At 71.1% G+C, this 23182-nt stretch carries 19 protein-coding genes; 9 read left to right on the top strand and 10 right to left on the bottom strand.

Annotation, left to right across the window (positions count from 1 at the left end):
- The first annotated feature begins 121 nt into the window (after positions 1-121).
- From OG534_RS05675 to OG534_RS05685, 3 genes are read left to right on the top strand one after another with little or no spacing between them, the layout of a single operon-like run.
- Entirely contained in the window at positions 122-949 is an 828-nt protein-coding gene (locus OG534_RS05675; protein WP_326586971.1) for an FAD binding domain-containing protein, read from the top strand.
- Positions 946-3672 carry a molybdopterin-dependent oxidoreductase gene (locus OG534_RS05680; RefSeq protein WP_326586972.1) on the top strand — a complete coding sequence of 909 codons (2727 nt, stop codon included), beginning with the start codon at positions 946-948 and terminating at the stop codon, positions 3670-3672. Before OG534_RS05675 ends, OG534_RS05680 begins: the two co-directional genes overlap by 4 nt.
- Positions 3669-4640 (top strand): antibiotic biosynthesis monooxygenase, encoded by a 972-nt coding sequence (locus tag OG534_RS05685; RefSeq protein WP_326586973.1) that lies wholly within the window; start codon positions 3669-3671, stop codon positions 4638-4640. Before OG534_RS05680 ends, OG534_RS05685 begins: the two co-directional genes overlap by 4 nt.
- 73 nt (positions 4641-4713) lie before the next feature.
- Here OG534_RS05685 and OG534_RS05690 read toward each other — a convergent pair.
- The 7 genes from OG534_RS05690 to OG534_RS05720 all read right to left on the bottom strand — a co-directional run bounded on the left by OG534_RS05690 (position 4714) and on the right by OG534_RS05720 (position 13024).
- Positions 4714-5636 (bottom strand): IS5 family transposase gene (locus tag OG534_RS05690; RefSeq protein WP_442807038.1). Its coding sequence is split into 2 segments (ribosomal slippage): positions 4714-5244 and positions 5247-5636, totalling 921 coding nucleotides; the frame shifts between segments, so codons are not numbered across the junction.
- 63 nt (positions 5637-5699) lie between these two features.
- On the bottom strand, positions 5700-7871 hold the full coding sequence (locus tag OG534_RS05695) for a 3-hydroxyacyl-CoA dehydrogenase NAD-binding domain-containing protein (RefSeq protein WP_326586974.1): 2172 nt from the start codon (positions 7869-7871) through the stop codon (positions 5700-5702).
- A gap of 53 nt (positions 7872-7924) precedes the next feature.
- Complete coding sequence (locus tag OG534_RS05700; protein WP_326586975.1) at positions 7925-9139, bottom strand: acetyl-CoA C-acetyltransferase; 1215 nt, start codon at positions 9137-9139, stop codon at positions 7925-7927.
- Between the two features lie 47 nt (positions 9140-9186).
- Positions 9187-10329 carry an acyl-CoA dehydrogenase family protein gene (locus OG534_RS05705; protein ID WP_326586976.1) on the bottom strand — a complete coding sequence of 381 codons (1143 nt, stop codon included), beginning with the start codon at positions 10327-10329 and terminating at the stop codon, positions 9187-9189.
- 28 nt (positions 10330-10357) lie between these two features.
- The gene (locus tag OG534_RS05710; RefSeq protein WP_326586977.1) at positions 10358-11383 is read right to left on the bottom strand and encodes an LLM class F420-dependent oxidoreductase; all 1026 of its coding nucleotides are present in this window, start codon (positions 11381-11383) and stop codon (positions 10358-10360) included.
- Positions 11383-12537: a CaiB/BaiF CoA transferase family protein gene (locus tag OG534_RS05715; protein WP_326586978.1), complete on the bottom strand. Its 1155-nt coding sequence runs from the start codon at positions 12535-12537 to the stop codon at positions 11383-11385. Before OG534_RS05715 ends, OG534_RS05710 begins: the two co-directional genes overlap by 1 nt.
- A gap of 94 nt (positions 12538-12631) precedes the next feature.
- Positions 12632-13024: an MmcQ/YjbR family DNA-binding protein gene (locus tag OG534_RS05720; protein ID WP_326586979.1), complete on the bottom strand. Its 393-nt coding sequence runs from the start codon at positions 13022-13024 to the stop codon at positions 12632-12634.
- A 278-nt stretch (positions 13025-13302) separates the two neighbouring features.
- Between OG534_RS05720 and OG534_RS05725 the strand changes: the two genes are divergently transcribed.
- Positions 13303-14895, top strand: coding sequence for a hypothetical protein (locus OG534_RS05725; protein WP_326586980.1), 1593 nt, complete (start codon positions 13303-13305; stop codon positions 14893-14895).
- A 156-nt stretch (positions 14896-15051) separates the two neighbouring features.
- Entirely contained in the window at positions 15052-16287 is a 1236-nt protein-coding gene (locus OG534_RS05730) for a saccharopine dehydrogenase family protein (RefSeq protein ID WP_326586981.1), read from the top strand.
- Positions 16288-16302: 15 nt separating this feature from the next.
- Here OG534_RS05730 and OG534_RS05735 read toward each other — a convergent pair whose 3' ends face one another.
- On the bottom strand, positions 16303-16980 hold the full coding sequence (locus OG534_RS05735; RefSeq protein ID WP_326586982.1) for an endonuclease V: 678 nt from the start codon (positions 16978-16980) through the stop codon (positions 16303-16305).
- A 27-nt stretch (positions 16981-17007) separates the two neighbouring features.
- On the opposite strand from OG534_RS05735, the gene OG534_RS05740 reads away from it, so the two are divergent.
- Positions 17008-17307 (top strand): YciI family protein, encoded by a 300-nt coding sequence (locus OG534_RS05740; RefSeq protein WP_326586983.1) that lies wholly within the window; start codon positions 17008-17010, stop codon positions 17305-17307.
- 87 nt (positions 17308-17394) lie between these two features.
- On the opposite strand, the gene OG534_RS05745 is transcribed toward OG534_RS05740, so the two are convergent.
- On the bottom strand, positions 17395-18465 hold the full coding sequence (locus OG534_RS05745; protein WP_326586984.1) for a WD40/YVTN/BNR-like repeat-containing protein: 1071 nt from the start codon (positions 18463-18465) through the stop codon (positions 17395-17397).
- 300 nt (positions 18466-18765) lie between these two features.
- On the opposite strand from OG534_RS05745, the gene OG534_RS05750 reads away from it, so the two are divergent.
- Complete coding sequence (locus OG534_RS05750) at positions 18766-19182, top strand: SsgA family sporulation/cell division regulator (RefSeq protein WP_326586985.1); 417 nt, start codon at positions 18766-18768, stop codon at positions 19180-19182.
- 233 nt (positions 19183-19415) lie between these two features.
- The gene (locus OG534_RS05755; protein WP_326586986.1) at positions 19416-21056 is read left to right on the top strand and encodes an ABC-F family ATP-binding cassette domain-containing protein; all 1641 of its coding nucleotides are present in this window, start codon (positions 19416-19418) and stop codon (positions 21054-21056) included.
- A gap of 92 nt (positions 21057-21148) precedes the next feature.
- Here the strand turns inward: OG534_RS05755 and OG534_RS05760 are convergent, their stop codons facing one another.
- Positions 21149-21610 carry an ATP-binding protein gene (locus OG534_RS05760; protein WP_326586987.1) on the bottom strand — a complete coding sequence of 154 codons (462 nt, stop codon included), beginning with the start codon at positions 21608-21610 and terminating at the stop codon, positions 21149-21151.
- Positions 21611-22073: 463 nt separating this feature from the next.
- Here OG534_RS05760 and OG534_RS05765 point away from each other — a divergent pair, with 463 nt between their 5' ends.
- Entirely contained in the window at positions 22074-23045 is a 972-nt protein-coding gene (locus tag OG534_RS05765) for an acyl-ACP desaturase (protein ID WP_326586988.1), read from the top strand.
- Positions 23046-23182 lie beyond the last annotated feature (137 nt).

The following is a 23182-nucleotide window of genomic DNA, read 5'->3' on the forward strand; positions in this document are numbered from 1 at the left end:
CGCTGGAGGAGAGTCTTTGCGCCCGCCGGCCCCTGCTCTAAGCGGGTCGGCCCCAGCGGCCCCAGCGGATTCCGCCGCTCAAGGCGGCGGCCACCCCTGCACGCATCCGGCAGGTGTTTCCATGGACCTCACCACCATCAACGAAGTCGTCCGGCGTCCGTCCGACCCGCCGGGCGTGCACTGGCGCGAGGGCGATGCCTGGCTCGCGGGCGGCACGTGGCTGTTCTCCGCCGAGCAGCCGGGCCTGCGCCGCCTGATCGATCTGACGGCGTTGGGCTGGGATCCCCTGGTGCCGGGCGACGCGGGCCTCGGGATCGGCGCCACGTGCACCATCCGCGACCTGTACTCCTTCACGCCGCCCGCCGACTGGACCGCGGGCCCCCTCTTCGCGGCGGGCTGCGACGCGTTCCTGTCCTCGTTCAAGGTCTGGAACTCGGCGACCGTCGGCGGGAACATCTGCATGTCCTTGCCTGCCGGCCCCATGATCACGCTGACGGTCGCGCTGGAGGCCGAGTACGAGCTGTGGGCCCCCGACGGGTCCGTGCGCACCGTCGATGCGCTCGACTTCGTGACCGGGAACCATCGCAACGTCCTCTCTCCCGGGGAAATCCTGCGGCGCATCGACATTCCGGCGCGCGCCCTGCGCAAGCGCACCGCACACCGCCGCTTCGCGCTGACCCATCTCGGCCGTTCGACCGTCTTCCTCATCGGCACTCAGACGCCGGGAACGAACGACCTGCTGCTCACCGTCACGGCGGGCACCACACGCCCGGTGCGCGTCGCTTTCGACACCATGCCCGATGCCCGCACCCTGCAGCAGAGCATCAACGTCATCCCTGCCAACGTCTGGTTCGCCGACCCCAACGGAACCCCGGAGCACCGTCACCACCTGACCCTGCACTTCGCCGAAGAGATCCGCCACGAACTCACGGCTGGGGGCGCGGCATGACCTACACCGTCAACGGCAGGACCTTTGCCGAGGAACCGGACCCCGGGCAGTGTCTGCGCACCTTCCTGCGCGCGCTCGGCCACTTCGGTGTCAAGAAGGGCTGCGACGCGGGCGATTGCGGCGCGTGCACGGTGTGGCTGGACGGCACTCCGGTCCACAGCTGCATCACCCCCGCCTTCCGCGCGGAAGGCCGGGAGGTGACCACGATCGAGGGTCTCGGATCACCTGGTGACCTGCATCCCGCGCAGCGCCGGTTCCGGGACGCCCCCGGGTTCCAGTGCGGCTTCTGCACCGCGGGGATGATCATGACGTCGGCGACGTTCACCGAGGCCCAGAAGGCGGACCTGCCCCGGGCGTTGAAGGGCAATCTCTGCCGTTGCACCGGCTACAGGGCAATCGAGGACGCGGTGAAGGGCGTCACCGGTGTGCAGGCGGCCGCGCCGGGACGGGCCGTCGGAACGAGCGTCGGTGCGCCGGCGGCCGAGGACGTGGTGACCGGTCGCGCCGAATTCACGATGGACACCCGCATGGAGGGCATGCTGCACCTCAAGGTGCTGCACTCGCCCCACGCGCACGCCCGGATCCTCTCGATCGACAAGACCGCCGCGCTCGCGGTACCCGGCGTGCATCGCGTCTACACCTGGGAGGACGTCCCGCGCAGACGCTTCACCACGGCGATCCACACCGACCACCTCGTCGATCCGGACGACACCTACATCCTCGACGACACGGTCCGCTTCGTCGGCCAGCGCGTCGTCGCGGTGCTCGCCGACACGGTCGGGGCGGCCGAGGAGGGCTGCCGGAAGGTGGCCGTGGAGTACGAGGTGCTGCCGGCGGTGTTCGACCCCGAGAAGGCGATGGCCGACGGGGCACCGCAACTGCACGGCTCGGAGGACCCGTTCGCCCGCGACTACGTCCACAACCTGCTGCTGGAGATCCACTCGCACATCGGCGATGTCGACGCGGGCTTCGCGGCGGCCGACGTGATCCACGAGGGCACCTACTTCTCACCGCGCGTGCAGCACGCACACCTGGAGACCCACGGTTCGATCGCGTGGATGGAGGACGGGCGGCTGAACGTCCGCACCAGTTCGCAGTCTCCGTCGATCGCGAAGGTCAAGCTGGCCTACCTGTTCGCGCTGCGCCCGGACCAGCTCCGTGTGTTCTGCAAGCGCGTCGGCGGCGGTTTCGGCGGAAAGCAGGAGGTCATCTCGGAGGACCTGGCCGCGCTCGCCGCCCTCGACACCGGGCGGCCGGTCTGTTTCGAGTACACGCGCGAGGAGGAGTTCACCACGGCTTCGCCGCGGCACCCGATGAAGCTGACGGTCAGGCTCGGCGCGAAGGCCGACGGCACGCTCACCGCGTTCCAGGTCCGCAACGTGTCCAACACGGGCGCGTACGGCAACCACGGCGGCGAGACCCTGTACGCGGGCGGCGCCGCCGTCATGATCTATCGCTGCCCCAACAAGAAGTACGACGCCTTCTCCGTCTACACGAACACCGTGCCGAGCGGCGCGCTGCGCGGGTACGGGATGACCCAGCCGGCCTTCGCCGTGGAATCGGCGATGGACGAACTGGCCCTCGCCCTGCACATGGATCCGCTCGAACTGCGGCGCCGCAACATCGTGCGCCCTGGCGAGCCGCTCGTCGCCCTGCACGACGGGCCCGACGACGTGGTGTTCCACGAGGACGGGCTCGGCAAGTGCATCGACCTCGTGGCCGGCGAGCTGGCCCGTACGGCCGATCAGCCCTCCCCCGGCCCCGGATGGCTCGTCGGGGTCGGTGTCGCCAGCTCCATGCACGAGACGGCGCCCCCGACCGAGCACGTCTCCGAGGCCTGGCTCACGCTCGGCGACGACCTCGTGTACGAGCTGGCCGTCGGCACCGTCGAATTCGGGGAGGGCACGTCGACCGCGCACGTCCAGATCGCGGCCAACCAGCTGGGCACGACGCCGTCGCGGATCCGCCTGGTGCAGTCCGACACCGACCGCACGGGCTTCGACACCGGCGCCTTCGCGAGTGCCGGACTCTTCGTGGCGGGCAACGCGGTCCTGCGGGCAGCCAACGCGGTGCGCGACCGCATCCTGGACTTCGCCGCCACGCACACGGGCGTCCACGTCGTGATGTGCTCGATGGAAGACGACCACGTCGTCTGCGGGGACCAGCGCGTCTCACTGGCCGCGCTCGTCGCCGAGGCCCGGGCGCGCGGCATCCGGTTCACGGCCGCCCGCAGGGCGTACGGCTCGCCGCGCAGCGTCACCTCCAACACGCAGGGCTTCCGCATCGCCGTGCACCGGGTGACGGGTGAGATCCGTGTCCTGTACAGCGTCCAGGCGACCGACGCCGGTGTGCTCATCAACCCGGAACAGGTCCGGGGACAGGTGGAGGGCGGTGTCGCCCAGGGCATCGGATTCGCGCTGACCGAGAACTTCCAGGTCGACGCGGACGGTGTCATGGCCAACCCGAACCTCCGCAACTACCGCATCCCCACCTACGCCGACGTCCCCCGCACCGACGTGCTCCTGGTGGGCTCGTCGGACTCCGTCGGGGCCATGCGGTCGAAGGGGATGGCGGAGTGCTGCATCAACCCGGTGGCCCCGGCCCTGGCGAACGCGCTCCGCGACGCCACGGGCATCCGCTACCGCGAGCTGCCCCTCACTCCGGAACGGATCTACGGACGGCTCGTCGAGAGCCGGTCGGCACGGACGGGCACGCGACGATGACGACGCAAGGGCAGACGGACGCCGCGGCGACGGTCATCATCGGCCGGAAGGTCCGCCCCGGGATGGAGCGGGCGTACGAGAAGTGGCAGGACGAGGTCAACGCCGCCGCCGCCCGCTACGCCGGTCACCTCGGCGCCGAGGTGTCCAAACCGACCGCCCTGCAGCCCGACTGGGTGATCGTCTACCGGTTCGACTCGGTGGCCCATCTGCAGGCGTGGATGAACGGCGCGACCAGGCAGAGGCTCCTCGACGTCGGCGCGCACTACTTCGACGGTCCCGCCACCCAGCAGGTGATCAGCGGCGGCACGCAGCCGACGGACCCGCTCGTGACCGTGGTGGTGAGCCACCGCGTCAACCCGGACAACATCGACGACTTCCTTGCGTGGCAGGAGCGCATGAGCCAGGAGGAGAGCAAGTTCGAGGGCTTTCGCGGCACGGAGATCTTCCGCCCCGTCGAAGGCCTTCAGGACGAGTGGACCACCCTGTACCGCTACGACAACGCCGAACACCTCGACGCCTGGCTGACGTCGGCGAAGCGGCGGGAGATGCTCGCCGAGGGGGAGAGGTTCAACGACTTCAGACTGCGCACGATCGACAACTCGTTCGGCAGCTGGTTCGCCTTCGAGGAGAACGGCAGGGAGGCGCCGCCGCCCTCGGAGACCAAGACCTCCATCGCGGTCTGGGTCGGCCTCTACCCGACCGTCGTGCTGCTGACGCTCGCCCTGCACCCGCTGGGCATGCCGCTCTGGTTCGGACTGCTCGTGGGCAACCTGCTGTCGAGCTTCATCATGAGTTTCTTCACGATGCCCCACTACGTGAACCGGCTGCTGCGGCGGTGGCTGTGGCCCCCGTCTGACGAACCGCCCGCCCGGACCAACCTCGTCGGCGGCGGCATCGTCGCCGGACTGCTCCTGTTCTGGGCCGTCGTCTTCTACCTCGTGACGCAGGTGTTCTGGACGCTGCCCTGACCCGGGGCCCGTGCGGGCACCGCACGGCGAAGGCGGGCCGGGGACAAGCCGGCCCGCCTTCCCCGTCACCGTACTAGGCAGTGTCTGATGGCTCTTTGATGAGGTCGCGGAGCCAGATCACGATGGCTGCGGTGGCCAGGGTGCCGTTGAAGATGTAGTCGCGTTTGTCGTACCGAGTGGCGACGGCCCGGTGCTGTTTCAGCTTCCCGATGCAGCGTTCGACGGTGTTGCGTCGGCGGTACTGCTCGCGGTCGAAGGACGGCGGGCGGCCGCCGGCCCGTCCGCGCCGACGGCGGTTCGCACGCTGGTCGTCCGGCTGGGCGATCGTTGCCTTGATCCCGCGTTTACGCAGGTAGACGCGGTTGGCACGGCTGGAGTACGCCTTGTCGCCGCGGGCACGGTCCGGTCGGGTGCGGGGACGCCCGGCCCCGGTGCGGGCCACGTTCAGGACCTGCATGAGCGGGATGAACATCGGGCTGTCTCCGCGCTGGCCGGGCGAGGTCAGCCAGACCAGGGGTCGGCAGCGGTCATCCGCCAGGAGGTGGACCTTGCTGGTCAGCCCGCCCCGGGAACGTCCCAGGGCCTCGCGGCCCTCTGCATCCACACGGGTCCCGCCCCTTTTTCGGGGTGGTCAGCCGGGGCGGAATGCCGAGCCCCGGCCGCGTGCTGGTGGGCCCGGCAGGTGGTGGAGTCGGCGTTGACCGCCCACGAGCCGTCCGCGTCTCGCGCGGTGGAGTCGGCACCGGCCTGCAACGCTCGCAGGATGTTCGACCAGGTGCCGTCGGCCGACCAGCGGCGGTGGCGTTCGTAGACGGTCTGCCAGGATCCGTAGCGTTCGGGCAGGTCACGCCAGGGAATCCCGGTCCGTGTCCGGTAGAGCACACCGTTGACCACGGTGCGGTGGTCGGCCCACCGCCCACCCGGCCCGCCAGTCTCCGGCAGCAGCGGAGCTATGCGCTCCCACTGAGCATTCGTCAGTTCATGCCGACGCACCATGACCGGCTCATGCCCAGAACGACAGCAGATCCACCACCCCGGGCAAGAGCCATCAGACACTGCCTAGTCGCCGTACGTCTCGCCCCGCTCGGCCTTCTCCACGAGGGAGGCGGGCGGGGTGAAGCGCTCGCCGTACTTCTCGGCGAGCTCGCGGGCGCGGGCGACGAAGCCGGGCAGGCCGCCCTCGTAGCCGTTGACGTACTGGATCACGCCGCCGGTCCAGGCCGGGAAGCCGATGCCCATGATGGAGCCGATGTTGGCGTCGGCGATCGAGGTGAGGACGCCCTCGTCGAGGCAGCGGACGGTGTCCAGCGCCTCGGAGAAGAGCATCCGCTCCTTCATGTCCTCGAAGGGGATCTCGTACCCGGGCTTGGCGAAGTGCTCGCGCAGGCCGGGCCAGATGCGGGCGCGCTTGCCCGCCTCGTCGTACTCGTAGAAGCCGGCCCCGCCGCTGCGGCCGGGGCGGCCGAACTCGTCGACCATCCGGTCGATGACGGTGTCGGCGGGGTGCTCGGTCCACGTACGGCCCTCCGCCTCGAAGGCCTTGCGGCTCTCGTTGCGGATCTTGCGCGGCAGCGTCAGGGTGAGCTCGTCCATCAGGGAGAGCACCTTGGCCGGGTAGCCGGCCTGGGCGGCGGCCTGCTCGATCGAGGCGGGCTCGGCGCCCTCGCCGACCATCGCCACGCCCTCGTTGATGAACTGGCCGATGACGCGCGAGGTGAAGAAGCCGCGCGAGTCGTTGACCACGATCGGGGTCTTGTTGATCTGGCGGACCAGGTCGAAGGCGCGGGCGATGGCCTCGTCGCCGGTCTGCTCCCCCTTGATGATCTCGACGAGCGGCATCTTGTCGACGGGCGAGAAGAAGTGCAGCCCGATGAAGTCGGCGGGCCGCTTCACGCCCTCCGCCAGCCCGGAGATGGGCAGGGTGGAGGTGTTGGAGCACAGCAGCGCGTCGGGCGCGATGACGTCCTGGATCTCCTGGAACACCTTGTGCTTGAGCCCGGTGTCCTCGAAGACGGCCTCGATGACGGCGTCGCAGCCCGCGAGGTCGGCGGCGTCGGCGGTCGGGGTGATCCGGGCGAGCAGCTCGGCGCGCTTGGCCTCGGTGGTCCGCCCGCGCGAGAGGGCCTTGTCGAGCAGCTTCTCCGAGTACGCCTTGCCCTTGGCGGCGGCCTCGGCGGTGACGTCCTTGAGGACCACCTCGATGCCCGCGCGGGCGCAGGAGTAGGCGATGCCGGCGCCCATCATGCCGGCGCCGAGGACGGCGACCTTGCGGACCTTGCGCGGCTCGATCCCCTGCGGGCGGCTGCGGCCCGCGTTGACGGCCTGGAGGTCGAAGAAGAACGCCTGGATCATGTTCTTGGCGGTCTGCCCGGTGACGAGCTCGGTGAAGTAGCGGGCCTCGATGGTCAGCGCGGTCTCGAAGTCCACCTGGGAGCCCTCGACGGCGCAGGCCAGGATGTTGCGCGGGGCCGGGTACGGGGCCCCGTTGAGCTGCTTCTTCAGGTTGGCCGGGAAGGCCGGGAGGTTGGCGGCGAACCGCGGGTTGGACGGCGTGCCGCCCGGGATCTTGTAGCCGGGTACGTCCCAGGGCTGCTTCGACTCCGGGTTGGCGTCGATGAAGGCGCGGGCCTTGGCCAGCATCTCCTCGGGAGTGGCGGCCAGTTCGTGGACCAGGCCGTTCTCCAGGGCGCGCCGGGGGTCGTACTGGGTCCCCTGCAGCAGCACCTTGAGCAGCGCGTCCGCGATGCCCATCAGCCGCACGGTACGGGTGACACCGCCGCCGGCGGGGAGCAGACCGAGGGTGACCTCGGGCAGGCCGATCTTGGAGCCGGGCGCGTCGAGGGCGACGCGGTGGTGGGAGGCGAGGCAGATCTCGTAACCGCCGCCCAGCGCGGCGCCGTTGATGGCGGCGACGACGGGCTTGCCCAGGGTCTCGATGCGGCGCAGCGAGCGCTTGATCTCGGTGCCGGTGTCGAAGGCGAGCTGCGCGTGCTCGGGGCGCAGCCGGATCATGTCCTTGAGGTCGCCGCCGGCGAAGAAGGTCTTCTTGGCGGAGGTGAAGATGATGCCGCGGATGGAGTCCTTCTCGGCCTCGGCGCGGTCGGCTACGCCTGCGATGGAGTCCTTGAAGGCCTGGTTCATCGTGTTGGCGGACTGGTCGGGGTCGTCGAGGACCAGGGTGACGACGCCCGTCTCGTCCTGTTCCCAGCGGATCGTGGTGGACTCGCTCATGGTCACTGCTTTCGTGTCGGTCCGTGCGGAGGAGGGTCTGGGGACAGGACGGTTCAGAGGCGTTCGACGATGGTGGCGACGCCCATGCCGCCGCCGACGCAGAGGGTGACGAGGCCGTAGCGCTTGTCCTGGCGCTCCAGCTCGTCGACGATCGTGCCGAGGATCATCGCGCCGGTGGCGCCGAGCGGGTGGCCCAGCGCGATGGCGCCGCCGTTGACGTTGACCTTGTCGAGGGACAGGCCCATGTCCTTGACGAAGCGCAGGACGACGCCGGCGAAGGCCTCGTTGATCTCGACCAGGTCGATGTCGTCGATGGTCAGGCCGGCCTTGGCCAGTGCCTTGCGGGTGGCGGGGGCGGGGCCGGTGAGCATGATGGTGGGCTCGGATCCGGAGACGGCCGCCGAGACGATCCGGGCGCGCGGGGTCAACCCGTTGCGCTCCCCCGCCTCGCGGGAGCCGATGGCGACGAGCGAGGCGCCGTCGACGATGCCGGAGGAGTTGCCCGCGTGGTGGACGTGGTCGATCTTCTCGATCCAGTGGTACTTCTGCAGCGCGACGGCGTCGAAGCCGCCGAGGTCGCCGATGTCCGCGAAGGACGGCTTGAGCTTGGCGAGGGTGTCGGCGGTCGTGCCGGGGCGGACGAACTCGTCGTGGTCCAGGACGACCAGGCCGTTGCGGTCGGTCACCGGGACGACCGACTTCGCGAAGCGGCCGTCCTTGATGGCGGCGGCCGCGCGCTCCTGTGAGAGGGCCGCGTACTCGTCCACGTCGCGCCGGGAGAATCCCTCGATGGTGGCGATCAGGTCGGCGCCGATGCCCTGCGGGACGAAGCCGGTGTCCCAGTTGGTCATCGGGTCGGCGAACCAGGCGCCGCCGTCGGAGGCCATCGGGACGCGGGACATGGACTCGACGCCGCCCGCGAGGACCAGGTCCTCCCAGCCGGAGCGGACCTTGGCGGCGGCCAGGTTGACGGCCTCCAGACCGGAGGCACAGAAGCGGTTCTCCTGCACGCCGGCCACCGTGTCCGGGAGCCCGGCGGCGATGGCCGCGATCCGGGCGATGTCGGAGCCCTGGTCGCCGACCGGGCCGACGACTCCGAGCACGATGTCGTCGATGGTGGCGGGGTCCAGGCCGGGGTTGCGCTCGCGCAGGGCGTGGATGAGTCCGACGACCAGGTCGATCGGCTTGGTGCCGTGCAGGGCGCCGTTGGCCTTGCCCCGGCCGCGCGGGGTGCGGATCGCGTCGTATACGTAAGCTTCGGTGCTCACTGGTCAGGCCTTTCGGAGTGTGCTGGGCGGAGGGGTTCCGGGGAGGTTCAGCCGAGGAGGGAGCGGCCGATGATCTCTTTCATGATCTCGGTCGTGCCGCCGTAGATGGTCTGGATGCGGCCGTCGGTGAAGGCCCGCGCGACCCGGTATTCGGTCATGTATCCGTATCCGCCGTGCAGTTGCAGACAGCGGTCGGCGACGCGCTTCTGCAGCTCGGTGGCCCACCACTTGGCCATCGAGGCGTGCACGTGGTCCAGTTCGCCGTTGGAGTGGTCGGTGATGCACCGGTCGAGGAAGGTCCGGGTGACGGCGACCTCGGTGGCCATCTCGGCGATCTCGAACCGGATGTGCTGGAGCTTGGACAGCGGACGGCCGAAGGCCTCGCGCTCCTTCACGTACTGCGTGGTGATCTCCAGCAGGTACTCGGCGGCGGCGATGCCGGCCATCGCTATGCCCATCCGCTCCTGCGCGAGATTGGTCATCAGGTGGACGAAGGCGCCGTTCAGCTCGCCGAGCAGGTTCTCCTTGGGGACGCGGACGTCGTGGAAGAACAGCTCGGCGGTGTCCTGGGACTTCTGCCCGATCTTGTCGAGGTTGCGGCCGCGCTCGAAGCCCTCGGCCCCGCGCTCGACGACCAGCAGCGACAGGCCGTGCGCCCCGCCCTCGGGGGTGGTCTTGGCGACCACGATCACCAGGTCGGCGAGGATGCCGTTGGAGATGAACGTCTTGGAGCCGTTCAGCACCCAGTGGTCGCCGCGGTCCTCGGCGGTGGTCCGGATCCCCTGGAGGTCGGAGCCCGCGCCCGGCTCGGTCATCGCGATGGCGGTGATGGTCTCCCCGGAGCAGAAGCCGGGCAGCCAGCGGCGCTTCTGCTCCTCGGTGGCGAGCGAGGTCAGATAGGGGCCGATGATGTCGTTGTGCAGGCCGATGGCGAGCCCGGGGGCGCCCGCCCGGGTGAACTCCTCGGCGATCACGGCGGCGTAGCGGAAGTCGGTGTTCCCGCCGCCGCCGTACTCCTCCGGAACGGCCAGGCCCAGCAGCCCCTGACGGCCCGCGGCGCGCCAGGCCTCGCGGCTGACGATGCCGTCCTTCTCCCACTGTTCGTAGTACGGCAGCACCTCCTTGGTGAGGAAGGTGCGCACGGTCTCGCGGAACGCCTCGTGGTCGGCGTCGAAGATCCGGCGTTTCATCGGACGGCTCGCTTCATCGGAGGGCTCCCTAAAGCCAGTTCTTGACGGTTTCGATCAGGCGGGCCGGCTCGGGGCCGACGGGGGTGACGTTGAGCATGGTGACGCCCGCCTCGCGGAAGGCCTCGACACGCTCGCGCACGTAGCCCTCGGGCCCGCACAGCGTCATCAGCTCGCAGAACTCGTCCGGGACGGCGGCCGCGGCGTCGCGCTTGCGCCCGGAGAGGTAGAGGTCCTGGATCTTCCGGGCCTCCTCCTCGTAGCCGTAGGCCACGGCGAGGTCGTTGTAGAAGTTCTTGCCGACGGCGCCCATGCCGCCGACGTACAGCGCGATCTGCGGGCGCGCCAGGTCCCGTACGGCCGCCGCGTCGTCACCGATGGCCAGCAGGCCGCCCGCGACGGTCTGCAGCGGGCCGAGTTCCGGCGCGCGCTTCGCCGCGCCCTCGGCGAGCGGGCCGCCCCACACCGCGTGGGCCTTCTCCGGGATGAAGAGGGTCGGCAGCCAGCCGTCGGCGATCTCGGCGGTCATCCGCACGTTGGCCGGGCCGAGCGAGGCGATGTACACGGGGATCCCGGGGCGGACCGGCCGGGTGAGGATCTTCAGCGGCTTGCCGTGCCGGCCGCCCTTCTCGGGCGGCAGCGGCATGTCGGTGATGCCGTGGTGGTCGATCGTCTCGCGGCGCCAGATGCGGCGGCACAGCTCGACCGTCTCGCGGGTCCGGCCGAGCGGCTTGTCGTACGGCATCCCGTGCCAGCCCTCGACGACCTGCGGGCCGGAGGCGCCGAGGCCGAGCATCGCCCGGCCGCCCGAGAGCGCGTCCAGGCCGGCGGCGGTCTGGGCGATGAGGCCGGGGGTGCGCGAGTAGACGTTGAGGATCGCCGAGCCGATCTTCAGCCGCTCGGTGCGGGCGGCGAGGTAGCCCATGATCGTCGGGGAGTCGAAGCCCCACGCCTCGGCGACCCACACGGCGTCGAGCCCGGCCGACTCCAGCGCCGCCGCCTCGTCGGCGGCCCGGCGCGGGTCCCCGGCGTAGTCGAGCATCATCGACAGTTCCATCAGCTCTCCTCGGGGAGCAGGGACGGCACGTCCCAGTCGGCGGCCACGGACCCGGTGTGCGCGCCCGGTCGGGCCGGGCCGCCGGTGACGGCGACCGGGGTCGCCGAGAACCGCGGCGCGGGGGCGGGCTGGACGATCCCGCCGAATTCGGTGAAGGTCCCGCGGGCGGCGAGGTGCGGGTGGTCCGGGGCCTCGCGCAGCGAGAGCACGGGCGCCACGCAGGCGTCGCTCCCCTCGAAGACCGCCGTCCACTCCTCGCGCGTACGGGTCTTGAACCGGGCGGCGACGGCCTCGCGCAGCTCGCCCCAGCGGGCGAGGTCCTTGCGGGCCGGGGCCTGGTCCTCGATGCCGAGGAGCTCCACGAAGGTGTCGTAGAACTGCTGCTCCAGCGCGCCGACCGCCATGTACCGGCCGTCGGAGGTCTCGTAGGTGCCGTAGAAGGGGCAGCCGCCGTCAAGGAGGTTGGCGCCGCGGCGGTCCTGCCAGCCGCCCGCCGCCATCATTCCGTGGATCATGGCGGTGAGGTGGGCGGTGCCGTCCACGATGGCCGCGTCGACGACCTGGCCGGCGCCTTCGGGGGTACGGGCGTGCTGGAGGGCGGCGAGGACCCCGACGACCAGGTAGAGCGAGCCGCCCGCGTAGTCCCCGACCAGGTTGGCGGGGACGGCCGGGGGCCCGCCCGGGTCGCCGATCATGCCCAGCGCCCCGGTGACGGCGATGTACGCGATGTCGTGCCCGGCGGTCTGCGCGAGCGGGCCCTCCTGGCCCCAGCCGGTCATCCGCCCGTAGACGAGCTTCGGGTTGCGGGCGTGGCACGCGGCCGGGCCGACGCCGAGCCGCTCGGCGACCCCGGGCCGGAAGCCCTCGATCAGGATGTCGGCGCGCTCGACCAGGTCGAGGACGCGGGCGGGGCCGTCGGCGGACTTGAGGTCGATCAGGACGGAGCGCTTGCCGCGGTTGGTGAGGTCGTAGGCGGGGTTGACGGCGAGGCCGCCCCCGCCCGGCCGGTCGACGCGCACGACGTCCGCGCCGAGGTCGGCGAGGAGCATGGCGGCGAACGGTCCCGGGCCGATGCCCGCCAGCTCGACGACGCGCACTCCGGCGAGCGGGCCGTTCCCGCCCGCGTACCCGCTTCCGTTCCCTGTCACTGCCATCGAGCCCCCAGCATCTGTAGCCGCACGGTGTGACACAACTGATGTAACACCGGCGATGCTAGGAACGCGTTCCACTCAGCACAAGAGCAAGCGCTTAGCCATTTGCCCGGATCCGGTCGTCCAGCTCCCTGACGTGCCGCTTGAGGGCCACGGTGCGGTAGCTCTCCTCCACCCATTCGCACAGCACCTGCGCGGAGGGCGCCCCCTTCTCCCCCAGCGGGACGGACACCCAGCCGGACCGGCCGAGGCCGTATCCGGTGGGCTCCGCTCCGGGCGCGGTCATCGCGTGCCCGTGCAGCGCCTCGTCCTTGAGCTTGACGGACAGGCCGGGCGGCTCGGGCCCGTCGGCGTTCCCCAGGAAGACGAAGATCTTCTTGTTCACCTTCATCACACAGTCCTCGGGACCCCACGGATGGTCCTCCACGACCTCCGGAAGCCCGAGGGCGAACTCCCGTACCGCCTCCCACTTGCGCACTCCGGACTTCATCAGCGCCTCCCGTCGGCGTCGGTCGTCAGCCCACGCTAACGGAGCCCGCCCGGACATTCGGGGCAACACCGCACCAGGTGGGCGGGACACCTCCGGCACCCGGAAGACAGTGCCGCCCGGCACCGAAATCCCGGTGATCAAACGTTCGAAGTCTGTGTACTCTGAGCGAGCTTTCGAACTCGTTCAAGCCTTAACAGAAAATGGGGGGGCCGGTGCGCAATCGCCGACTCATAGCTTCCGCTGCCGTCATCGCGGCCGGCGTAGGTCTCGTACCGGGCATGGCCCAGGCCGCCGATCCGGCCAAGCCCGACGCACAGGGACTGAGCGCTCCGGACGCAGACCTGGGCAAGGCCGCGGCGTCGAACTTCAGCACCTTCACCAGCGCCGCCGAGCGCACGGTCCGGACCGCGCCGGCCGGCAAGGACAAGGCCGCGGCGCAGGGGACCGCCGCCTCGGAGCCGACGGTCGGCCTGAGCGCCAAGGGGACCAGCGCCCGCGGGATCAGCCTGGACCTGGCCGTCGCCATCGACCCGGACGCCCAGATCACGGCGTTCATCGAATGGGGCGACGGCAGCAACGACGTCTTCGACACCTACGGACCCACCAACCAGACCGTGGCCCACTCCTACTCGGAGATCGGCTCCTACACGATCAAGGTCACCCTCAAGGACGCTTCGGGCGACCGCGGCATCAACACCCTCGACGTCGTCACGCCGGGCTCCGACTTCACGCCGTACAAGCCCACCCGCCTCCTGGACACCCGTCTCGGCACGGGTGGTCCGAAGGCCAAGGTCCCCGCGTACGGCACCACCCGGGTGAAGATCTCCGGCAACGGCGACATTCCCGCCGGGGTCACGGCCGTGGTGCTCAACGTCACCGCGACCAACACCACCAGCGGCGGTCACGTCACGGTCTGGCCCGAGGGCAGCGAGCGTCCGATCACGTCGAACGTCAACTTCGCCAAGGGGCAGACCGTCCCGAACCTGGTGATCGTGCCGGTCAACAAGAACGGCTACGTCAGCCTTTACAACGGCGGCTGGGAGTCGGTCGACCTGATCGCCGACGTCTCCGGCTACTTCACCCGGACCACGTCCAGCGGCTACACCCCGCTGGAGCCGTCGCGCTTCGTCGACACCCGCAACGGCACCGGCACCGCCCCGGGCCAGGTCCGCGGGCAGACCACGTTCGGCGCCAAGTTCACCGGCAGGAACGGCATCCCGGACGACGCCACGGCGGTCGCGCTGAACGTGACCGTGACCAACCCGCGCGAGGACGGCCACCTGACCGTCTTCCCGAGCGGGGGCGCGGTTCCGATCACGTCCAACGTGAACTTCCGCGCCGGCCAGACGGTCGCCAACTCGGTGATCGTGCCGGTCGGCCCCGACGGCTCGGTCAACTTCCGCAACGGCGCCTGGAACGGCACCGACGTCATCGTCGACGTCGTCGGCTACTACCGCGTCGGCAGCCGGGGCGCCTATCTGCCCTTCGTCCCGGAGCGTCTGCTCGACACCCGTGACAGCTCGGACTGGGCGTGGGGCCCGCTGGGGGGCCAGGGCTACATCTACATGCCGCTGTCCACCAAGACCCCCACCAACACGGCCTACGTGCTGAACACCACGGTCACCAACACCCGTGGCGAGGGGTACCTCACGGTCTCCCCGGACCCGAACACGCTGAGCGCCTACCAGGGCGGCTGGGACACCTGGCCCACCCCGCCCAACTCCTCCAACCTGAACTGGAAGCGGTCCGAGACCGTCCCGAACCTGGTCCAGGCCGGCATGGGCAACAACGGCATCGTCGACTTCTGGAACCGCGGCTGGGACGACATCGACCTCGTGGTCGACATCTTCGGCGGCTACCAGACGAACTGATCCGCCGGCAGGTGTGAACGACAGCGCCCCGGGAACGGCCGTCCAGGCCGTCCCCGGGGCGCGGCCCGTTCGCCACCGGACAGACGGCACCTGGGTGCGCGGGCGGTGCGGACCCGCGCTAGCCTCGGCCACCGACACCAGCTGGGAGGAGCGGTCATGAACGCAACGGATCGGCAGGACCGGCCCGAACGTGAACCTGCACGGGGACCCGGAGAGGCACCCGAACGGGCCTACGACGTCGTGCTCTTCGGCGCGACCGGCTTCGTGGGGGCGCTGACCGCCGAGTACCTGGCCGCGCACGCGCCCGCCGGCTGCCGGTGGGCCCTCGCCGGCCGGGACCTCGCGAAGCTGGAGCGGCTGCGCGAGCGGCTGGCCGCCATCGATCCGGCGTGCGCCGGGCTGCCGCTGCTGCGCGCGGACGCCTCCGACCCGGCGGCGGTGCGCGAGCTGGCCGCGTCCACCCGGGTGGTGGCCACGACGGTGGGTCCGTACATCTGGTACGGGGCGGAGCTCGTGGCCGCCTGCGCCGAGGCGGGCACCGACTACGTGGACCTCACCGGCGAGCCGGAGTTCGTGGACCGGATGTACGTCGAGCACGACGCGCGGGCCCGCGAGACCGGGGCGCGGATCGTGCACGCCTGCGGCTTCGACTCGATCCCGGCCGACCTCGGCGCGTACTTCACCGTCCGGCAGCTGCCGGAGGGGGTCCCGCTGACGGTCGACGGGTTCATGCGGTCCAACGCCTTCTTCTCCGGCGGGACCCTGAGCTCGGCACTGACCGCGCTGTCCCGCGGCCCCCAGACCCTGGCGGCCGCACGCGCCCGCCGGCTGCACGAGCCCCGGCTGCTGGGGCGGCGGGCGCGCGGGCCGGTGGGGGCGCCGCGGTTCAGCCGGGAGACGGGCACCTGGGCGCTGCCGCTGCCCTCCCTGGACCCGAAGATCGTGGCCCGGTCGGCGGCCGCGCTGGAGCGCTACGGCCCGGACTTCCGCTACCGGCACTACGCCTCCGTCAAGCACCTCCCGGTCGCGGTGGGCGGTACGGCGGCGCTGGGCGCGACGGTGGCCCTGGCCCAGGTGCCGCCGGCCCGGCGGTGGCTGATGAACCGCTGGGAGCCGGGCAGCGGGCCGGACGCGGAACGCCGCGCGCGCAGCTGGTTCACCGTGCGGTTCGTCGGCGAGGGCGGCGGCCGGCGCGTGCTCACCGAGGTGTCGGGCGGCGACCCGGGCTACGGGGAGACGGCGAAGATGCTGGCGCATGCGGCGCTATGCCTGGCCCACGACGCCCTGCCGGAGGCCGCCGGACAGCTGACGACGGCCGTGGCCATGGGCGACGCGCTGATCGACCGCCTGCAGAAGGCGGGGATCACCTTCCGGGTGGCGGACGTCCGCTGACGGTCCGCCACCGGCTCACGAGGCCTCCCGCAGCGCCATCCGGCACAGGGAGTCGGCGTGGCGGGTGGTCTCGGGGATCCGGAAGCTCGGGCTCAGGGCCAGGGCGTGGGCGCACGCATTGTCCAGGGAGACCCGGTGCCCGACGGAGACGTAGACCGGCTTGATCCCGTCCTGCGTCCGCAGCGCCCGCCCGACCTCGGCGCCGTCGGCCGCGCGCAGCGCGGAGGCGTCGCCGCGCCGGGCGCCCGGCTCCTCGTAGGTGAAGGTGAACGGGTTCTTCGCGACGCCGATGGCCGGGAGTCCGGTGACCACGCCGAGGTGGCAGGCGAGGCCGAAGCCGCGGGGGTGCGCCAGGCCGTAGCCGTCGCAGACGACGAGGCCGGGCTCGGTGGTCAGGGCGTCGAGGGCGGCCAGTACGGTCGGCAGCTCGCGGAAGGCGAGCAGCCCGGGCACGTAGGGGAAGCTGACGTGCCCGACGGCGGTGGCCTCCTCGACGACCTCCAGGGTGGCGGCGTCGAGCACCACGGCCGCGGCGGCGACCAGGTCGCGGGCGTCGTCATAGGCGACGTCCACTCCCGCGACGAGACCGCGGCCGGGTGGGGGGCCGGGCTGGGTGAGCACGACCTGATGGCGTAGTTCGTCCTGTATCGCCCGGGCCTCGGCCTCGTCGGCGGGGGTCTGCACACTCGTCATGATGGTGCGAACAGTAGCCTGGCGATCATGTTCGTCATGGAGCTCACCTACACCGCGCCCGTCGAAGCCGTCGAGGACGAGATAGACGCCCACATCGCCTGGCTGGACGGCTACTACGCCTCCGGCGTGTTCCTCGCGTCGGGACGCAAGGTCCCGCGCGACGGTGGCGTCATCCTGGCGGGCGGGGTGTCCCGGGCCGAGGTCGAGAGGATCGCGGCCGAGGACCCCTTCACGGTGGCGGGCGTCTGCAGTTACCGCATCACCGAGTTCATCGCCACGAAGACCTCGGCGGACCTGTCGACGGTGCGGGAGAACCCGGCGGTGTAGCGGCGTGGGTGGAGCAGCCGGAGCAGACGGAGTAGGCGGAGTGCGCGGAGCAGGCGCGGTGGGCGGCGTGGGCGGGTGCGCCCCGGCTCAGCCGAGGTGCTCCAGCCGGGCCACGCGCCCCTTCTCCCCCGACGCCCAGCACCCCGTGTCCGGCGCGCAGTCGACGGTGTCGAACGAACCCGCCTCCAGCGCGCGCCAGCTGCGGCCCCCGTCCGTGGTCAGGTCCGTGCCCGTCGGCCCCACCGCGAGGGCCGTTCCCCGGCTGTACGGGTACCAGGCCGCGCCCGAGCGGTAGGCCGGCGGCGGGGTCTGCGCCTGGCGCCAGGTGCGTCCCCCGTCGGCGGAGACGGCGGCGGCCTGCGGGGAGGCCTGTCCGGTGCGGTAGTCGCCGCCGACCGCGAGTCCCCTCGTACGGTCCCGGAAGGCGAGGGCGAAGACGCCGCGCGCCGGGTCGCCCGCCGGAACGGTGGACTCGGCGACCCGCCAGGTCACGCCGCGGTCCGCGGAGTGCAGGACCCGCGCGCTCGCGCCGCCGCCCGTGGCCAGCCAGACGTCCCGCGGGCCCGCGCTGACCAGGCACTGGCCGCTCGCGGCGAAGCCCGCCTCGCCCGGCAGGGCGTCGGGCATGCCCGCGCTCGGCAGGACCCGCCAGTTCCGGCCGCCGTCGTCCGTGGACAGGATGCGGAACCTCCCGTCCACCGGGTCGCTCATCGCCAGTCCGTGCCGGGCGTCGAAGAAGGTCAGGCAGTCGTAGAAGGCGCGCGGGTCGGGGTTGCGGAAGGTCTCGGTCCAGGTGGCTCCGCCGTCCTCGGTGCGCAGCACCCGGGAGGCCTCGCCCTCCCCGATGGACAGGGCGACGGCGCGGCGCGCGTCAAAGGCCTCGATGTCGCGCAGTTCCAGCCCCTCCGCGACCGCGCCGGGCGGGGAGACGTCCTGCCAGCTGCGGCCGCCGTTCAGGGTGCGCAGCACCGTCCCCTTGGAACCGGCCACCCAGGCCGTGGTGCGGCTGACCGCCGCCAGCCCCCGGAAGCGGGCGTCCTTCCCGGTGTCCTTCAGCGCCCAGCCCGCGCCGCGTAAGCCCTGCGCCGCGGGGTCCCGGCCCGTATCGGCCTGGGCGGGGGCGGCCACCACGCCCACCAGCAGGGCTGCCGCGCACATGCCAATTCCCAGAAGTCTCATGGCGCCGGAAGCTAACGCACCCCGCGAGCGCCGTCCAGAGTGCGTTGCGCCTGTGGAGTGAGCGGTAACCAGCCCTTCTGAGACCTGTCCGGAACCCGCGGAACCCGGCGATCCTTTACTCCCCCGGTCACTCTGTGCGATCAGACGGATCGGTTCCGGCCAATCGGTGACACAGCTCACGCAACCACCCGTGCACGGATGTGCCGTTTCCCGCGTCTATCGGATTGCCGGGCCTCCACCCCACAGTCCGGCCGCAGATCCGCCGCAAGGGAGTGAGCCTTGATCACTGTCATCGAGCAGGCCGCACAGGCCCGTCTGGTCGCCACCGCGCCGAAGGTCGAGACCGTGCCCGTCACCCTCTGCTACGACCGTGCGGATCCGTTCGCCGTGCGCATGGCCTTCCCCGCCCCGGCGACGCTGGAGGGCGTCGCGGTCTCGTGGACCTTCTCGCGCGAGCTGCTGGAGTCCGGCCTGGACCGCCCGTCGGGCTGCGGCGACGTGCGCGTGCGCCCGTACGACGGCGACCGGACCACGATCGAGTTCCACGCGACGGAGGGCGTCGCGATCGTGCTGATGCTGACGGCCGAGCTGCACCGGTTCCTGGAGCGGGCCGCGACCGTGGTCGCGCCCGGCCTCGAACACCTCTACCTCGACATGGACCACAGTCTGGCCGAGCTGATGCGCGACACCTGCTGATCCGATGCGCGCCGCGCCACCTGCTGAGCCGATGCGCGACACCCGCTGATCCGCCGCCCGTTATTCGATTGCGGGCGGCTCCGGCCGCCCGTAGCTTCGTAGACGCCCCATCGCCGTCGAAACGGAGCAGGACATTGCTCGTCTGAGGTTCGAGACACCGACCACCGTCACCATCCGAGTCGTCGGCTGTCTCCCCGCGTTGCACGCACCACTCACGCAACCTGGAGGCCTCCATGAGTCATGCCCCTGCTTTCATCACCTGCTCCTCCCTGTCCTTCGACTGGCCCGACGGCACTTCCGTCTTCGACGGGTTCCAGCTCGCCGTCGGCCCCGGCCGCACCGGCCTGATCGGGCTCAACGGCTGCGGGAAGTCCACCCTGCTGAAGCTGATCGCCGGTGACCTGACGCCCTCCGAGGGCCAGGCCTCCGTCGCCGGCTCGGTCGGCTACCTCCCGCAGAACGTCACCCTCGACACCGCGCTGCGCGTGGACGAGGCGCTCGGCATCCGCACCGCCCGCGCCGCCCTGCACGCCATCGAGGCGGGTGAGGCCACCGAGGCGAACTTCACGGCGGTCGGCGACGACTGGGACGTGGAGGAGCGGGCCCTTGCCGCGCTCGACCAGCTGGGTCTCGGCCGGATCGGGCTGGACCGTACCGTCGGCGAGCTCTCCGGCGGCGAGTCCGTACTCCTGCGTCTGGCCGCCCTGCTGCTGGCGCGTCCCGACGTCCTGCTGCTGGACGAGCCGACCAACAACCTCGACCTGCGGGCCCGGGGCCGCCTGTACGCGGCGGTCGAGTCCTGGTCCGGGGTGATGCTCCTGGTCAGCCACGACCGGGAGCTGCTGGAGCGGGTCGACCAGATCGCCGACCTGCGCGACGGCGAAGTCCGCTGGTACGGAGGGAACTTCACGGACTACGAGGAGATGCTCGCCGCCGAGCAGGAGGCGGCCGAGCGGATGGTCCGGGTCGCGGAGGCCGACGTACAGCGACAGAAGCGCGAACTGGCCGACGCCCAGGTCAAGTTGGCGCGGCGCAAGCGGTACGGCCAGAAGATGTACGAGAACAAGCGCGAGCCGAAGATCGTGATGGGAGCGCGCAAGCGGGCGGCGCAGGAGTCGGCCGGCAAGCACCGGATCATGCACACCGAGAGGCTGGCGCAGGCGAAGGAGCGCCTGGACCACGCGGTGGAGGCGGTGCGCGACGACGACGAGATCCGGATCGAGCTGCCCGCGACCCGGGTCCCGCCGGGGCGGCGCGTCCTGACGCTGAGCGATCTGCGTCTGGCCCACGGGGCCGCCGTACCGGGCGAGTGGGAGCTGCGGGGCCCGGAGCGGATCGCCCTGGTGGGCCGCAACGGCTCGGGCAAGACCACACTGCTGCGCACGGTGGCGGGGCAGCTCGCGCCGGTGTCCGGGGCAGCCGAGGCGCACGTGACCACGCGGTTCCTGCCGCAGCGCCTGGACGTACTGGACGAGAGCCGGTCGGTGGTGGAGAACGTGGCGCGGTTCGCCCCGCAGGCCACGAACAACCTGATCCGGGCGCGGCTCGCGCACTTCCTGTTCCGGGGCGCCCGGGCGGACCGGCCGGCCGGCACCCTGTCGGGCGGCGAACGGTTCCGTGCGGCGCTGGCGGCGCTGCTGCTGGCGGAGCCGGCTCCGCAGCTGCTCATGCTGGACGAGCCGACGAACAATCTGGACCTGGCGAGCGTCCGGCAGTTGACGGACGCGCTGGAGTCGTACGAGGGCGCGCTCGTGGTGGCGAGCCACGACGTGCCGTTCCTGGAGTCGATCGGCATCACCCGCTGGCTGCTGCTGGACGGGGAGCTGCGGCCGACCACGGCCGAGGAGGTCCGGGAGACGCTGTGGCACGAGTGACAGGTGACAGCGTGCCGGGTGGTGACCACCGGACGGGACGGACGGGACGGACGGGACGGACGGGACGGACGGGCGGGACGGGCGGGACGGCGCTAACCGGGCAGTAAGGCCCAGGACTTGCTGCCTCCGGCGGAGGTCATGACAGGAGTCAGCCCCCAGTCCCCGCCACAGGTCCCGACGGCCGCGGCGAGCAGCCACATCCCGCGGCTGCGCCGGCGCCGGCACTCCTCGCTCACCTCGGGCGAGGAGTGCAGCGGGTGCTGGTCGTAGACGACGATCCGCAGCGCACCGAACTGCCAGCGGATCTTCAGCATCATCTCCTTGTCGGGTGTGAACCAGTGGGCGCACGCGACGAGTTCGGAGACGGCGAGGGCCGCGGTGTCGGACAGCTCCCCCAGGTCGTGCCGGGTGACCAGGGACCGGACGGCGGAGCGTGCGGTGCCCACGCAGGAGACGCCGCCGGGCAGGCGTATCGCGTAGTTCAGCTTCTCCACCTCGGGCGGGACCTGCCGAGGTTCGTGGTCCGACCGCAGGCCACGGAGAGTGCCCATCATCGTGCTGCTCCAAGTACGGGTGTGATCGACGGCGATGCGATCAAAGACCGGGGTGGTCGCGGCATGGTCGTGGAGTGGTCACGAGAGCCGTCGGGTCGCCCCGTGTGAGACTTTCACTACCGACCGTAGCGTAACCCGATGTGCACGATACGACTACTGATACGACTGCTGATACGACCGCCGGGTGCGACTGCACGCCGACCCCCGCGGCCATTCCGGAAGGGCGTGGCCCACTCACGCCTCCGATGTATCAATTCAGTCGTCAAGGCAGGGGCCGCCGACCACCTGCCGGCGTGATTTTGCCCCTCCGCTTCCCTCTCAGGGCCCTCACAAACTGCATAGATAACTGGATGTAACCGGACATACACCCGCCCGGGGCTTGGCTGGCCTTGATGTCACGCTTAACCTACGACTCCGTAGGCTACGGAACCGTAGGTAATTCGCTTTGCACCCAGGAGTACCCGTGACGATCACCTCGCCCCACCTCGGCAGCTCGGAGGCGTGGACCGACGCCAAGTTGCTGTTCGCGCTGGAAGAGGTGGTCGAGAAGGAGCTCAACCGCCACCTGAAGGTCACCAAGGACTGGATGCCCCACGAGTACGTCCCGTGGAGCGACGGCCGGAACTTCCCCGGCTTCTTCGAGGACGGCGAGGCCTGGGACCCGGAGCAGTCCAAGGTCACCGACATCGGCAAGATCGCGCTGGTCGTGAACCTGCTGACCGAGGACAACCTCCCCAGCTACCACCACGAGATCGCGACGCTCTTCGGCCGCAACGGCGCCTGGGGCACCTGGGTGCACCGCTGGACGGCCGAGGAAGGCCGCCACGGCATCGTGATGCGCGACTACCTGCTGGCCTCGCGCGCCGTGGACCCGGACAAGCTGGAAGCGTTCCGCATGCAGCACATGTCGGAGGGGTTCGAGTCCGACAACCGCCACTCCATGCTGCACTCGGTGGCGTACGTGGCCTTCCAGGAGCTCGCCACCCGCATCTCGCACCGCAACACCGGCCACCAGTCCGGTGACCCCGTCTGCGACCGGATGCTGGCGCGCATCGCGCAGGACGAGAACCTGCACATGGTCTTCTACCGCAACCTGCTGGGCGCGGCCTTCGAGCTCGCCCCGGACCTGACCATGGAGGCCGTGCGGGACGTCGTGGTCAACTTCCGGATGCCCGGACACGGCATGCCCGGCTTCGAGCGGATGGCCGCGCAGATGGCGATCGGCGGGGTCTACAACCTGAGGATCCACCACGACGACGTGCTGAGCCCCGTGATCCGCTTCCTGAAGATCATGGACATCGACGGCCTCGGCCCCGAGGGCCAGAAGGCTCAGGAGGAGCTCGGCCTGTTCATGAACGGCCTGGACTCCGAGGCCCGCAAGTTCGACGAGCGCCTGGCCGCCCGCGCCGCGCGCATCGCGGCCCGCAAGGGCTGACCGACACGCCTGACGCGACACGCCTGACCCGACACGGCCGTACCGGTGCGGCCTGACCGGTACGGCCTGACCGATTTCCGCTCGCTCGGGCGAGTGATGCCGATTGCCCTGGCAGAGCCCCGCTCTGCCAGGGTTTC

The sequence above is a fragment of the Streptomyces sp. NBC_01294 genome (assembly GCF_035917235.1).
GTDB lineage: Bacteria > Actinomycetota > Actinomycetes > Streptomycetales > Streptomycetaceae > Streptomyces > Streptomyces caledonius.